Genomic DNA, 13,504 nt, shown 5'->3' on the forward strand with positions numbered 1-13,504 from the left:
GTCAATCTTCCTTGTCTTTCACGAGTTCGCCGGTATCGGCCTTCAGGTGCAGCTCGCGGGCCACGCCTTCGACGGTCAGCAACTCGACTTCATAAATGTAGACGTCGTGTTTTTCTTCCAGCTCGACTTCCAGCAGTTTCGCGCCGGGATAACGGTCCATCGCCTGCTGCAGCACTTGCTCCAGCGGCAAAATCACGCCCTGCTTGCGCAGATTGAGGGCTTCGTCGGGACCCAGGTCACGGGCCATGGCCGTCGAGCAAAACATCACCAGCGCCAATGCCGTACGGCGGGTGGCGCGAACATTAACCTTCATTACGTATCCTGATGATCCTTGAGCACTTGCCCGCTCACCGCATCCAGTTCCAGATCCCATTCCAGCCCCTGCGGATCACGCAGTTCGATCTGGTAGATGTACTTGCCGTACTGCTCTTCCAGCTCGGTGTCGGTGATCGTCGAACCCGGGTGTTTGGCCAACGCGGTGGCGTTGAGCTTCTCGAAGGAGACGATAGTACCAGCGTCGCGCAGGCGCAGGGCTTCATCCGGGCCGAGATCGCGGGCGTGAACGGTGCCGGCGGTGAGGCCGATGATCGAGGCAATGGTCAGGGCAGTCAGGGTTTTCATGGTGTCTCCGTATTTTTATGTGTCGCTACGGGCGGCACCTTAACGGTGCGAACTTAACTGAAACTGAATTGCCATCATGGGGTCTGCTCCTGCAGCCACGGCAACATGTGCTTATAATCTTTCGCTTGCTAACGATCGAGACCGGTATGACCGCCATTCACATCAAGTTCCCTTCTCTGACCCTCAAGGCCGGCCCCCGAGCCATGGCGCGCATTCGTGCCCAAGGCCTGAACGCTGCCGACGTCGGCACCCTGCCCGGCGCTGCCGGTGGGCCGAAGGCGCTGGGAATTCAGGGGCTGGATCTGGCGTTGTTCGGCGAGTGGCTGCCGGCGGCGCCGCGCGAACGTTCGCTGATCGGTGCGTCGGTGGGCTCCTGGCGCTTCGCCAGCGCCTGTCTACCGGACGCCGCCGAAGGCATCCGCCGCCTCGGTCAGCTGTACACCGAGCAGAACTTCAACAAAGGCGTGACCATCGGCGACGTCAGCCGCAGCTCGCAACGCATGCTCGATGACCTGCTCGACGGCCGCGATGCCTTGCTCCTCGACAACGCCCATTACCGCTTGAACATCATGGTGGTCAAAAGCCACGGCGGGCTGGCGGACGACCATCGCGGCCGGCTCGGGCTGGCGCTGGGCTCGGTGATCGCCGACAACCTGCGGGGCCGCGCGCGGCTGTCGCGGCACTTCGAACGGCTGATCATCCACGACCCACGCCTGGCGCCGCCGGTGCATGCGCTGAACGACTTCCCGTCGCGCTTCGTCGCCCTCGATGCCGGCAACCTGCGCCAGGCGCTGCTGGCCTCGGGTTCGATCCCGATGGTCATGGAAGGCGTGCGCGACCTGCCGGGCGCCGGTGCCGGCACGTTCCGCGACGGCGGTCTGCTCGACTATCACCTCGACCTGCCCTACAGCGGTGACGGCATCGTGCTGTATCCGCACTTCACCGACCGGGTGATTCCGGGCTGGTTCGACAAGACCCTGCCGTGGCGCAAAGCTTCGGTGGAGCGCTTGCAGGACGTGCTGTTGCTCGCGCCGTCCAAGGAATACCTGGCGCGCCTGCCCTACGGCAAACTCCCCGACCGTAACGACTTCAAGCGCTTCATGGGCGATGCGCCGAGCCGGCAGAAATACTGGCGCGCGGCGATGGACGAGAGCCGCCGGATGGGCGACGAATTCCTTGAACTGACTGCCAATGGTCGCCTCGCCGAGCGCTTGCTGACCCTTTAGTCAGCACAGCCGAAGACAAGCTGGTAAACTCGCCGCCTGCCCGAATTCGCTGCGGCGAACGCCATCTGAACAGAGCTGAAATCACTGTGGAAATTTTCAAAGAGTTCACCTTCGAATCCGCCCACCGCCTGCCCCACGTACCGGACGGCCACAAGTGCGGACGCCTGCACGGTCACTCGTTCAAAGTGGCGATTCACCTGAGCGGCGACCTCGATCCGCACACCGGCTGGATCCGTGATTTCTCCGAGATCAAGGCGATTTTCAAGCCGCTGTACGAGCGTCTGGACCACAACTACCTCAACGACATTCCGGGCCTCGAGAACCCGACCAGCGAAGTGCTGGCCAAATTCATCTGGAATGAATTGAAGCCCCTGCTGCCGGAACTCAGTGCGATCCGCATCCACGAGACCTGCACCAGCGGTTGCATCTATCGCGGCGAGTAATTCCCGCGACACAAAAAACCACCGAGACCGGTGGTTTTTTTACGCCTATGCTTTTTGGCTCGAACCCGCCAAGAGGACAGGCCCATGACGGACTGGCTGCTGGATCAGGTCTTTGATTTCAACGGGCGACAGATTCGCCACGGGGTACGCGGCGACGGCCCGCCGCTGGTGTTCGTGCACGGTACGCCCTTCTCTTCCTACGTGTGGCACCGCATCGCGCCGCACTTTTTCGCCACGCACCGGGTGCATTACTTCGACCTGCTGGGCTACGGCCAATCCGAGCAACCGGACGCCGATGTCTCCCTCGGCGTGCAGAACGAATTGTTCGCTCAGTTGCTCGATCACTGGAATCTGCAACGCCCGGACGTGGTCGCCCACGACTTCGGTGGCGCCACCGTGCTGCGCGCGCATCTGCTCAATGGCAAGGATTACCGCAGCCTGACGCTGATCGACCCGGTGGCGCTGACGCCGTGGGGATCACCGTTCGTGCAGCACGTGCGCCAGCATGAGGCGGCGTTCAGCGGCCTGCCGGATTACATCCAGCGCGCCATCGTGCCGACCTATATTCGCGGGGCGATTCACCGGGATATTCCCGATGATGAACTGGCGCCCTACGTGCAGCCGTGGCTGGGCGATCCGGGGCAAGCGGCGTTCTACCGGCAGATCGCGCAGATGGATCAGCGCTACACGCTGGAAGCGCAGCCGCTGTACCCGACGATCCGCTGCCCGGTGCAGATTCTCTGGGGCGAGGAGGATCAGTGGATTCCCATCGAGCGCGGACGCGAGTTGCACAAGATGATTCCGGGATCGCAGTTTCATCCGGTCCCGAATGCCGGGCATCTGGTGCAGGAAGATGCGCCTGAAGCCATAGTCGCCGCGCTGCTGCGGTTCCTCTGATCCAATCCCGTGACCCTGTGGGAACAGCTGCTCCCACATGGTTCGGTACGGCGCCCGATGCACTGCTTTCGCGCCGATCATCCGTGCCTCGTCTATAAATACCCGCAACATCGCGTTTGGCACGACCGCTGCAACCTCTTCGCGTCCTCCCCTTTCCAGCAAGGAACGCCCCATGACGCAAAACGATCCCGGCAACGATTACCCCCTCAGTGAAGTGCCGATGCACGCGCGCAAAGGCCTGGCCTCGACGGCGATGGTGCTGCTGGGCTTCACCTTCTTCACCGCGACCATGTTTGCCGGCGGCAAGCTCGGTGTGGCATTCAACTTCGGCGAAATGCTCGCCGTCATCGTCATCGGCAACCTGCTGCTCGGCGTGTACGCCGCAGGCCTCGGTTACATCGCCTTCAAGAGCGGGCTGAATTCGGTGCTGATGGGGCGCTTCTGTTTTGGCGAAGTCGGCAGCAAGCTCAGCGACCTGATCCTCGGATTCACCCAGATCGGCTGGTACGCCTGGGGCACCGCGACGGCGGCGGTGGTGCTCGGCAAGTATTTCGATCTGAACGAAGCCACGGTGCTGGGGCTGATGGTGCTGTTCGGCCTGGTGTTCTGCGCCACGGCGTATGTCGGTTATCGCGGGCTGGAGATTCTGTCGTACATCGCAGTGCCGGCGATGATGTTGCTGCTGATGCTGTCGATGTGGGTTGCGACCGTGAAAGTCGGCGGCCTCGACGGCTTGCTCAGCGTCGTGCCCAGCGGTTCACTGGACTGGTCGACCGCCATCACGCTGGTGTTCGGCACCTTCGTCAGCGGCGCGACCCAGGCCACCAACTGGACGCGGTTTTCGCGCTCGGCTCGGGTCGCGGTGCTCGCCAGCCTGATCGGCTTTTTCATCGGCAACGGCCTGATGGTGCTGATCGGCGCCTATGGCGCAATCGTCTATCAACAGCCCGACGTGGTCGAAGTGTTGCTGTTGCAAGGCTTCGCCATGGCGGCGATGGCGATGCTGTTGCTGAACATCTGGAGCACCCAGGACAACACCATCTACAACTTCGCCGTTGCCGGTTGCAACCTGCTGCGCACCGGGCGCCGCAAGACCGTGACCCTGGTCGGTGCCGTGATCGGCACGGCGCTCGCGCTGCTCGGCATGTACGACATGCTGGTGCCTTATCTGATCCTGCTCGGCACGGTGATTCCGCCGATTGGCGGCGTGATCATGGCGGACTTCTTCTTCCGCTGGCGCGGGCGTTATCCGCGTCTGGCCGACGCACGGTTACCGGCGTTCAACTGGCCGGGGCTTGCGGCTTACGCGGCCGGAACCGTCGCGGCGTTCGGCTCGCCGTGGGTCGCGCCGCTGGTCGGGATCGCCGTTGCCGCGTTAACGTATATCGCAGTGACCGGCCTGCTCGGCGCCCGCAACGCGGCCGCCCCTCTACAAGATCTATAAAAGGATTCGCCCGATGCACATCATCAACGCCCGACTGCGCAACCAGGAAGGTCTGCACGAATTGCACCTCGAAGACGGCCTGATCCGCAGCATCGCGCGCCAGACCGAAGCGCCGACCCTGGGCCCCGACGACCTCGACGCCGGCGGCAATCTGGTGGTGCCGCCCTTCGTCGAGCCGCACATTCACCTCGACGCCACCCTGACCGCCGGCGAGCCGCGCTGGAACATGAGCGGCACGCTGTTCGAAGGCATCGAGTGCTGGGGCGAGCGCAAGGTCACCATCACCCAGGAAGACACCAAAACCCGGGCGAAGAAAACCATTCAGACCCTCGCCGCCCACGGCATTCAGCACGTGCGCACCCACGTCGACGTCACCGACCCGCAACTCACCGCGCTCAAGGCGATGCTCGAAGTGCGCGAGGAAAGCCGTCACCTGATCGACCTGCAAATCGTCGCGTTCCCCCAAGAAGGCATCGAATCGTTCCGCAACGGGCGCGAGCTGATGGAAGAAGCGATCCGCATGGGCGCCGATGTGGTCGGCGGGATCCCGCATTTCGAGTACACCCGCGATCAGGGCGTCAGCTCGGTGAAGTTTTTGATGGACCTGGCCGAACGCACCGGCTGCCTGGTGGACGTGCACTGCGACGAAACCGACGACCCGCATTCGCGCTTCCTCGAAGTGCTGGCCGAAGAGGCCCGCAGCCGCGACATGGGCGCCCTCGTGACCGCCAGCCACACTACGGCGATGGGCTCCTACGACAACGCCTACTGCGCCAAACTGTTCCGCCTGCTCGGGCATTCGGGGATCAGTTTTGTCTCCTGCCCGACCGAAAGCATTCACCTGCAAGGTCGCTTCGACAACTTCCCGAAACGCCGGGGCGTGACCCGCGTGAACGAGCTGCTCGAAGCCGGGATGAACGTCTGTTTCGGTCAGGATTCGATCGTCGATCCGTGGTATCCGCTGGGCAACGGCAACATCCTGCGGGTACTCGAAGCCGGCCTGCACATCTGCCACATGCTCGGCTACCGCAACCTGCAGAGCGCGCTGGATCTGGTCACCGACAACAGCGCCAAGGCCATGCACCTTGGCGAACGCTACGGTCTGGAACAGGGCCGCCCGGCCAACCTGCTGATCTTGTCGGCGGACAGCGACTACGAAGTGATCCGCAGCCAGGGCCTGCCGCTGTATTCGATCCGCAACGGCAAAGTGCTGATGAAGCGGCAGATGCCGGTGGTGGAGTTCATGGAGAGTTGAGCGGCGGTTATGGTTCGCAGTGGTTTTATCGCGAAAGGTTAGTGCCGGACTGTCAGATCTGACAGGCGACAACCGCAGCGAACCGGCCCACAGTAAGTCCCAAGGGATCAATCGTTCCCGGGGGACGATCATGAAAGGGACTTCACCATTTCGCCTGGTTTTCGCTGTCTGTCTGGCCTTCGCCACAACGACAGCGACGATCGCCGCCGTTCGCAACGGCAGCGGTGAAGAGATCCTGTTGCAAGGCTTTCACTGGAACTCCAGCCGCCATCCAACATCTTGGTATTCGGTACTTGCGCAACAGGCGACGGCCATTGGCAACGACGGCTTCACGCTGATCTGGATGCCGCCGCCGTGGACCGATTCCTCGCAGTGGAATACACCCACGGCTGCCGGCGGCGGTGAAGGATACTTCTGGAACAGCTTCGACAAGAACGGCCGTTACGGCAGCGATCAGCAACTCAAACAAGCGGTGCTGGCGCTCAATAGCGCGGGCGTGAAAGTCGTCTACGACGTCGTGCCCAATCACATGAGCGATAAAGCGGTCTATTCGATGTTTCCGCGAGGGACCAACGAATGGCGACAAGACTGCATGCAATGTGATGAAGGTGACCCGTTCATGGATGGCGCAGCCGACCTGAACACTGCCAATCCGACAGTCTTCGACGCCTTCAAAAAAGAATTCATCAATCTGCGCGACAACTACGGCGCTCAAGGCCTGCGCTTTGACTTCGTCCGTGGTTATTCGCCGCAAACCGTGGATCGCTGGATGAGCGCCTTCGGCAACCAGCAATTCTGCGTCGGCGAAAACTGGAAAGGCCCGAACGAATACCCCCAGGGTGACTGGCGACGCAGCGCGAGCTGGCAGGATGTGCTCAAGGACTGGTCGGATCATTCGCACTGCACGGTGTTCGATTTTGCCCTCAAGGAGCGCATGCAGAACGGCTCGATCGCCGAGTGGCGCCACGGTTTGAATGGCAATCCGGATCCTGCGTGGCGCGCAGTCGCAGTGACCTTCACCGACAATCACGACACCGGCCCTTCACCCGGCGTCTACAGCGGTCAACGCCATTGGAGGCTACCCGATCCACTGGTCAATCTGGCTTACGCCTACATCCTCAGCAGCCCAGGCACACCGACCGTGTACTGGCCGCACATGTACGACTGGCAGCGTGACCAACTGATCCGGCAATTGATCAAACTGCGCAAGGCCGCCGGTATCCGTGCGGATTCGCCGGTTCGCTTCAACACCTTTTATTCGGGGCTGGTTGCCACCACATCGGGCGTGAGCGGGACGTTGGTCATAGCGCTGAAGTCCGATCTGCAGCAGTTGCCGCAGGGGTTGGGCACGCCGGCCTTGAGCTGGGATAACGGCGATATCCGGATCTGGAGCGGACCTGTGGAACCGGCGACAGTGGCAGTCAACGTGCATTGCGACAACGCCAATCCGCAACCGGGCGAAAGTGTCTTTGCGGCGGGTTCATCGCTGGAGTTCGGGGCGTGGGACCCACAACATGCGATAGCGTTGAAGTTGAACAACAACCGCTGGAGTACAAACGTTGAGGTGCCAGGTCAGCAAAAGCTCGAATGGAAATGCATCGTACGTGGCCAGGCTCCGACAGCGGTGTATTGGCAGGCCGGCGCGAACAACGCATTCACCAGCGGTGCGGTGAGCGACACTGTCGGGCGCTTCTGATCTCGGGGTTTCAGCTACTCTCGTCGCGCACTGCGGTGCCGAACAGGCGCACGCCAGTCAGTTCTCCATTGCACTCCTCCAGCAGGATCGGCGCGGTACCGCCCGGCATCACCACCTGCACTTCTCCCGCCGATACCCAGCCCACCCGCCACGCCGCACTCGCCACCGCACTGGCGCTGGTACCGGATGAGGCGGTTGGCCCCTCGCCCCGTTCGAACACTCGCGCGACGATGCGTTGATCGCCGGCGCGCATCGCCCATTGCAGGTTGACCCCGGCCGGGCATGGCTGGCCGGCGCCGGTGGGCATGGCGTAGGCGATGGCGGTCAGACGGTCCGTCAGCGGCGATTCAAGCATCTGCGCGTTGCTCGGCAATGCGGCTTCATCCTGAACCAGCGTCACGCAATGTGGATTGCCGATGCGCACGAACTGGCTGTGCGCCCAGGCGGGATCGAGCTGCGCCAGCGGACGAACACGGCTGACCTCCACACCGTTAAACGGCACCGGTTCAACGCCGAGCGCACCGACCGCTGCCGGGCCGAAACCGGGCTGGCCGAGGTCCAGCCAGAAACCCTGCACGCCCGCCACTTGCGCCGGCTTGACCGAGGTTGGCACTGGCGATTGCGCGTCCTGTTTGTCGTGATGCACCTGCAGCGTCGCCCCCTCCTGCGGCATCAGCCCCTGTTCGAGCAGCGCCTGGGAGAAAATCGTCAGGCCGTTGCCGCTGCGTTCAGCCAGCGTGCCGTCGGTGTTGACGATCAGCAGGTCGAAGGGCGGCGCGGATTGAAACGGGCCGATCAACAGGCCATCGCTGCGATGGGACTTGCTGCCGACGGGGCGCCGACCTTCGGGCCAATCGCAGCACAGCGCGATGGCAGCGGAGCTCCATGCCTGCCGCGACAGCGCGCACTGCGCGGCGCCCGTTGGTAATTCGATTCCGGCAGCGCGCAGCGCCTGGGGTGAAACGACTCCGTAGATATTGCCTCGTGCATCGTAGAACTGCGTCATGAGCCCGCCCTTGTTTTTCCCGTCGACAGGGGCGCCACTGTAAATCGCAACGCCCTGCAGACGCGAGCGGGCTCGCTCCAGCGAAAGAGCTGTGCAAGGATGTCCGCTGCTGAAACGTTTTTTGCCAAGGATCGTTATGACCAGCCTCACCCCTCAAGACACGTTCGTTCCCGGACGCCTCGAACAGATGTCCACGCGCATCGCCTTCTTCATTGCCGGGCTCGGCATCGCCGCGTGGGCGCCGCTGGTGCCCTACGCCAAGGCGCGCGCCGGTCTCGATGAAGGGACGTTGGGGTTGCTGTTGCTGTGCCTGGGCGTCGGTTCGATCCTGGCGATGCCGCTGGCGGGGATTCTGGCCTCGCGGTTTGGCTGCCGGAAAGTGGCCACCGGCGGCACGCTGCTGATCTGTGCAGCATTGCCGTTGCTGGCGACGGTGTCGTCGATTCCGGCGCTGATCGCCACGTTGTTCATGTTCGGCGCCGGACTGGGCACGGTGGATTCGACGGTGAACCTGCAAGCGGTGATCGTCGAGCGGGCCAGCGGCAAGAACATGATGTCGGGGTTTCACGGCCTGTTCAGCCTCGGCGGGATCGTCGGCGCGGCGGGCGTGAGCGCCCTGCTGGGTCTCGGGCTGTCGCCACTGGCGGCGATGCTGGTGGTGGTCGTGGTGTTGATCGCGGCGCTGTTCAAGGCGGTGCCGCACATGTTGCCTTACGGCAGTGAAAGCTCGGGGCCGGCCTTCGCAGTGCCCCACGGGATCGTGCTGTTCATCGGCGGGATGTGCTTCATTGTGTTCCTCACCGAAGGCGCAGCGCTGGACTGGAGCGCGGTGTTTCTGGCGCAGGAACGCGGGATCGACACCGCCTATGCGGGATTGGGTTACGCAGCGTTCGCGCTGACCATGACGGCGGGCCGTCTGACCGGTGACCGGATCGTCCGGGCATTGGGTGCGACCCGGATCATTCTGTTTGGCGGTCTGCTGGCGGCGGCGGGATTGTTTCTGGCGACCTTCGCCCCGAGTTGGCAAGCCGCGCTGCTCGGTTATGCGCTGGTCGGCGCCGGGTGTTCGAACATCGTGCCGGTGCTTTACACCGCAGTGGGCAAACAGACGGTGATGCCGGAAAGCATCGCCGTGCCGGCAATCACCACGCTGGGTTATGCAGGAATTCTGGCAGGGCCGGCGGTGATCGGGTTTGTCGCCCACGCCAGCAGCCTGAGTTTTGCCTTCGGGCTGATGGCGACGTTGCTGGTGGCGGTGGCCATCGGTGGGAAAGCGCTCAAGGTCTGAGAAACATCATCTAAGCGCCCTCCCCAAGCGAACCTGCTCCCACGAGATACAAACGATCCCTGTGGGAGCGGCGGTTCGACGATTCGACTTGCCCGCGATGAAGCCACCTCGGTCTATCAGAAACCGACGCTGGCCTGCACGAAGAACGTCCGTGGCGTGCCCACGTAGATCCCCGAGTTGTTGTCGCTGGAGCGGGTGAAGTACTGCTTGTCGAAGATGTTCTTCACCCCGGCGCCGAGCTTCAGGTTCGACAGCTGCGCACCGAAGTCATAGCCACCACGCACGTTCCAGGTCACGTAGCCCGGAATGTCGCCGTACTGCCCGTCTGCCGTGCCTTCGGTGATGTAGTTGCCGTTGAAGCTACCGTCGGCGTTCACACCTGTACCGGGGGCGCGCTGCTTGGACTGGGCGAAACCGTCGATGTTGTAGGTCCAGCGGTTGATGTCGTAACGCAGGCCGACGGTCGCCACCTGACGCGAGTAATACGGCAGATCACGGCCCTTGAAGCCAGGAATCTCGCCTTCGTACGTGGCGCGGGTGTAGGTGAAACCGGCGTTGGCGGTCAGGCCGTCGAGGCGTGGATCGAGCGCCGCCATGTCGTAGTGCACCGACGCTTCGACACCCTGGTGCTTGGTCGCGCCGAGGTTGGTCCAGCCCACGTCGTTGCTGACGTATTGCAGCTCATCGTCGAAGTCGATGTAGAACAGCGTCACTTCCCCGCCCCACACGTCATCGTTGTAGCGCGTGCCGATTTCGTAGGTCTTGGCTTTTTCCGGTTCCAGACCGTTGGCAGTCTGGTCACCCGAGCCGCCCTGGCCGAGCTGGAAGTATTGCAGGCTGCCGAACGACGTCTCGTAGTTGGCGAACAGCTTCCACGCATCGGACAGGTGATACATCACGCTCAGGGCCGGCAGCGGCTCGTTGCTTTCGATGCTGCGGTTTTTCTCCGGGACGCGTTTGCCGGCGGTGTCGAGCACGGCGCGGTCATGCCAGTCGGTGCTGATGTGTTCGAAGCGAATACCCGGGGTCACGGTCCAGTTGCCGACGTCGATCTTGTTGTCGATGTAGACCGAGTTGGCCTCGGTGCCACCGGTGCGATCCTGGAACACATGACCGTCGGAGGTCTTGGTGACCACCGGCTCGTTGTTGACCAGCGCCAGACGGCTCGACTGCTCGTGCATCGCCTCTTTCAAATAACGGTAACCGACGCTGACTTCCTGGGTGGTCGGGCCGACGTCGAACACACGCGAAACGCGCGGCTCGATGCCCAGCGTGTAGTAAGAACGCGGAAACGAGCTGAGGGTTTTCTGATCGCGGGCGGCGATGGTGCTGCCGCGAAAACTGTCGGAATAGTAGGTCAGCACTTCCGCCTGTGTGCGCTCGTCGATCTGCCGGATCCACTTGAACGACACGTCCTTGCGGCGGCCGCTGAAGCCGTCGTAGTCGCGGTCGGACTGGAACGGTTTGTCGTCGTACTGCTTCTGCGTCAGGCCGCCGGGCATGTCGGCGCTGGCGTCGTAGTAATGGAAGTTGAGGCTGAAATCGTCCTGATCGGTCGGCGCCCAGTGGGTCTTGAGGATCACGTCGTCGATGTCGTTGCCGTTGTTGCGCTCGCGGTAACCGTTGCCGTTCACGCCCGAGTACAACAGCGCCATGCCGATGCCGTTGTCGGCAGTGCCGCCGAGAAACGCGGTGTCGATGTGTTTCCAGCCACCGTGCTGCGAGGTTTCCAGGGTCGTGCCGATTTCACCGGTGGTTTTTTCCGGGATCGCGCGGGTCACGAAGTTGATCACGCCGCCGACGTTCTGCGGCCCGTAACGCACGGAACCGGCACCACGAACCACGTCGATGCTGTCGAGGTTGCCGGAAGAGATCGGCGCCATCGACAGTTGAGGCTGGCCATACGGGGCGAACGCGGCCGGCACGCCGTCGATCAATACGGTGGAGCGTGGCGACAGGCGCGACGTCAAACCCCGCACGCCGACGTTCAGCGAAATATCGCTGCCGCCGGTGCCGTTGGCTTCCTGCACCTGCACGCCCGGCACGCGGCGCAGCACGTCGCCGACGTTCATCGCGCCCTGCTCGACCATCGCTTCGCGGCGGATCACGGTGCGCGCGCCGGGGTGGTTCTGCACCACGGCGGCGTTGGCGTCGCCGAGCCAGTCGCCGACAACCTTGATGTCGGTCACGCCCAGCTCCAGCGGGCCGTTGGCGGCGGAAGTCGGGGCCGGGGACAAGGTTACCGAGCCTTCATTGATCTGATAATCCAGTCCGCTGCCTTGCAGCAATTGGCGCAGGGCCTGCTCGGGAGAAAGGTTGCCGTCCACCGCCGGCGCCTGTTTGCCGGCGACCAGGTCCGGGCTGAAAAACACCTGCAATGAAGTTTGCTGACCCAGTTCGCTCAGGGCCTGACCCAGCGGCTGGGCGCGGATGTGAATGGCTTCGGCGGCGAAGGCCATCGGCACGGCGGCGTTGACCGCCAGCGCAAGCGCCAGCGGCAACCAAGGGGATTTTTTGTTTTTAGCGGTGGAGTTTTTCACGTCGAACGGAGTCCTGTGGATCGCAAGAGTGTGCGGCTGTTAATGCAAACCAGTTGCAGTTGAACAGGAAGACGACGAACTCGAAAAAAACCTGAATTTTATTTTGAAATTATTTCCTGGCTGCCGTCGGCAAGGGTGCGCACGGCCACCGGAAGGATGCTTGGCAAGGCCTTGAGCAAGGCATCGGTATTGTCGGATTTGAACACGCTGGTCAGGCGCAAATTGGCGACGGTCGGGTTGGCGACTTTCAGCGGCTTGTCGCGATAACGCGACACTTCCTCGGCGACTTCGCTGAGGCTGGCGTTGTTGAACACCAGTTTGCCGCTGCGCCAGGCCGTCAGCTCCGCCGGGTTGACCGCATACGCCGGCGCCACTTTGCCCTGGGCATCGATCCGCGTGCCGAGGCCGGCAGTGAGGCTGATGAAATCGGCCTCGGCCGCATCACGGCCCTGCACCTTGACCGTGCCCTGCTCCACCGCGACCCGGGTCTGCGTCACGTCACGCCGCACATCGAAACGGGTGCCGGTCACCGTGACCTTGCCGCTGCCGGCCTCGACCACGAACGGGCGGGACGTGTCGTGCTCGACACTGAACATCGCTTCGCCTTCGGTCAATTCGATGAGCCGCCGATCCTTCTCGAAACGCACCTGCAAACGGCTGCGGCTGTTGAGGTCGATCACCGAACCATCCGGCAGCGCAACATGCTTGCGCTCGCCCAGCGCGGTGGCGAATTCGGCGCTGTAACCTTGCGGATGATTCAAACCACTGAACAGCCCGAGCCCGAGCGCCACCGCGACTACGCTCGCCGCCACGGCATAACGCAACAACGGACGGCGTTCGCGCCGCGCCGGCGGGGTTTCGCACAAAGCTTTAAGCCGTGGCGCCGGCAGCAGATCCGCCGCCGTCCACAAGCCTTGCAGCAACTGGAATTCGTCACGGTGCTGCGGATGTTCGTTCAGCCACGCGTCGAAGCGCTGCTGTTCGTCGACACTGACGGCCGGCTCCTGCAAACGCACAAACCAGCGTGCCGCGTCATCGCGCACCGTTGTTTGCCCGCACGCGCAATCACGAGTATCCATCATGGAATG

General features: G+C 62.9%; 12 protein-coding genes. 7 read left to right on the forward strand and 5 right to left on the reverse strand.

Annotation, left to right across the window (positions count from 1 at the left end):
- Position 1: 1 nt before the first annotated feature.
- Positions 2–313, reverse strand: a complete 312-nt coding sequence (locus LOY31_RS19275; RefSeq protein ID WP_039770259.1) for a PepSY domain-containing protein — start codon at positions 311–313, stop codon at positions 2–4.
- On the reverse strand, positions 313–621 hold the full coding sequence (locus LOY31_RS19280) for a PepSY domain-containing protein (protein WP_127798927.1): 309 nt from the start codon (positions 619–621) through the stop codon (positions 313–315). The genes LOY31_RS19275 and LOY31_RS19280 overlap by 1 nt, the downstream gene beginning before the upstream one ends.
- A 146-nt stretch (positions 622–767) precedes the next feature.
- Between LOY31_RS19280 and LOY31_RS19285 the strand changes: the two genes are divergently transcribed.
- The 6 genes from LOY31_RS19285 to LOY31_RS19310 all read left to right on the forward strand — a co-directional run bounded on the left by LOY31_RS19285 (position 768) and on the right by LOY31_RS19310 (position 7,582).
- Positions 768–1,847 carry a patatin-like phospholipase family protein gene (locus LOY31_RS19285; protein WP_221535663.1) on the forward strand — a complete coding sequence of 360 codons (1,080 nt, stop codon included), beginning with the start codon at positions 768–770 and terminating at the stop codon, positions 1,845–1,847.
- 86 nt (positions 1,848–1,933) lie between these two features.
- Positions 1,934–2,290 carry a 6-carboxytetrahydropterin synthase QueD gene (gene queD, locus LOY31_RS19290; RefSeq protein ID WP_007955941.1) on the forward strand — a complete coding sequence of 119 codons (357 nt, stop codon included), beginning with the start codon at positions 1,934–1,936 and terminating at the stop codon, positions 2,288–2,290.
- A gap of 84 nt (positions 2,291–2,374) precedes the next feature.
- Positions 2,375–3,187 (forward strand): alpha/beta fold hydrolase, encoded by an 813-nt coding sequence (locus LOY31_RS19295; RefSeq protein ID WP_221535662.1) that lies wholly within the window; start codon positions 2,375–2,377, stop codon positions 3,185–3,187.
- 172 nt (positions 3,188–3,359) lie between these two features.
- Positions 3,360–4,631, forward strand: coding sequence for a cytosine permease (gene codB, locus LOY31_RS19300; RefSeq protein WP_007955938.1), 1,272 nt, complete (start codon positions 3,360–3,362; stop codon positions 4,629–4,631).
- Positions 4,632–4,644: 13 nt separating this feature from the next.
- On the forward strand, positions 4,645–5,886 hold the full coding sequence (gene codA / locus LOY31_RS19305) for a cytosine deaminase (protein WP_007955931.1): 1,242 nt from the start codon (positions 4,645–4,647) through the stop codon (positions 5,884–5,886).
- Positions 5,887–6,016: 130 nt separating this feature from the next.
- A complete protein-coding gene (locus LOY31_RS19310; protein ID WP_221535661.1) occupies positions 6,017–7,582 on the forward strand; it encodes a glucan 1,4-alpha-maltotetraohydrolase domain-containing protein in 1,566 nt (521 codons plus the stop codon).
- A 10-nt stretch (positions 7,583–7,592) separates the two neighbouring features.
- Here the strand turns inward: LOY31_RS19310 and LOY31_RS19315 are convergent, their stop codons facing one another.
- Positions 7,593–8,588, reverse strand: coding sequence for a diaminopimelate epimerase (locus LOY31_RS19315; RefSeq protein WP_221535660.1), 996 nt, complete (start codon positions 8,586–8,588; stop codon positions 7,593–7,595).
- Positions 8,589–8,724: 136 nt separating this feature from the next.
- On the opposite strand from LOY31_RS19315, the gene LOY31_RS19320 reads away from it, so the two are divergent.
- Positions 8,725–9,876 carry an MFS transporter gene (locus tag LOY31_RS19320; protein WP_221535659.1) on the forward strand — a complete coding sequence of 384 codons (1,152 nt, stop codon included), beginning with the start codon at positions 8,725–8,727 and terminating at the stop codon, positions 9,874–9,876.
- Positions 9,877–9,992: 116 nt separating this feature from the next.
- Here LOY31_RS19320 and LOY31_RS19325 read toward each other — a convergent pair whose 3' ends face one another.
- Positions 9,993–12,416 carry a TonB-dependent receptor gene (locus tag LOY31_RS19325; protein ID WP_221535658.1) on the reverse strand — a complete coding sequence of 808 codons (2,424 nt, stop codon included), beginning with the start codon at positions 12,414–12,416 and terminating at the stop codon, positions 9,993–9,995.
- Between the two features lie 98 nt (positions 12,417–12,514).
- A complete protein-coding gene (locus tag LOY31_RS19330) occupies positions 12,515–13,498 on the reverse strand; it encodes a FecR family protein (RefSeq protein WP_221535657.1) in 984 nt (327 codons plus the stop codon).
- Positions 13,499–13,504 lie beyond the last annotated feature (6 nt).

It is taken from the genome of Pseudomonas sp. B21-021 (genome assembly GCF_024749205.1).
Taxonomy (GTDB): domain Bacteria; phylum Pseudomonadota; class Gammaproteobacteria; order Pseudomonadales; family Pseudomonadaceae; genus Aquipseudomonas; species Aquipseudomonas paraglycinae.

What these genes read in the sequence shown, in the direction of transcription:
- LOY31_RS19295 (WP_221535662.1), top strand. Translation starts at nt 2,375, where the DNA reads ATGACGGACTGGCTGCTGGATCAGGTCTTTGATTTCAACGGGCGACAG.
- LOY31_RS19280 (WP_127798927.1), bottom strand. Translation starts at nt 621, where the DNA reads ATGAAAACCCTGACTGCCCTGACCATTGCCTCGATCATCGGCCTCACC.
- LOY31_RS19315 (WP_221535660.1), bottom strand. Translation starts at nt 8,588, where the DNA reads ATGACGCAGTTCTACGATGCACGAGGCAATATCTACGGAGTCGTTTCA.
- LOY31_RS19320 (WP_221535659.1), top strand. Translation starts at nt 8,725, where the DNA reads ATGACCAGCCTCACCCCTCAAGACACGTTCGTTCCCGGACGCCTCGAA.
- LOY31_RS19310 (WP_221535661.1), top strand. Translation starts at nt 6,017, where the DNA reads ATGAAAGGGACTTCACCATTTCGCCTGGTTTTCGCTGTCTGTCTGGCC.
- LOY31_RS19285 (WP_221535663.1), top strand. Translation starts at nt 768, where the DNA reads ATGACCGCCATTCACATCAAGTTCCCTTCTCTGACCCTCAAGGCCGGC.
- LOY31_RS19330 (WP_221535657.1), bottom strand. Translation starts at nt 13,498, where the DNA reads ATGATGGATACTCGTGATTGCGCGTGCGGGCAAACAACGGTGCGCGAT.
- codB (WP_007955938.1), top strand. Translation starts at nt 3,360, where the DNA reads ATGACGCAAAACGATCCCGGCAACGATTACCCCCTCAGTGAAGTGCCG.
- LOY31_RS19275 (WP_039770259.1), bottom strand. Translation starts at nt 313, where the DNA reads ATGAAGGTTAATGTTCGCGCCACCCGCCGTACGGCATTGGCGCTGGTG.
- codA (WP_007955931.1), top strand. Translation starts at nt 4,645, where the DNA reads ATGCACATCATCAACGCCCGACTGCGCAACCAGGAAGGTCTGCACGAA.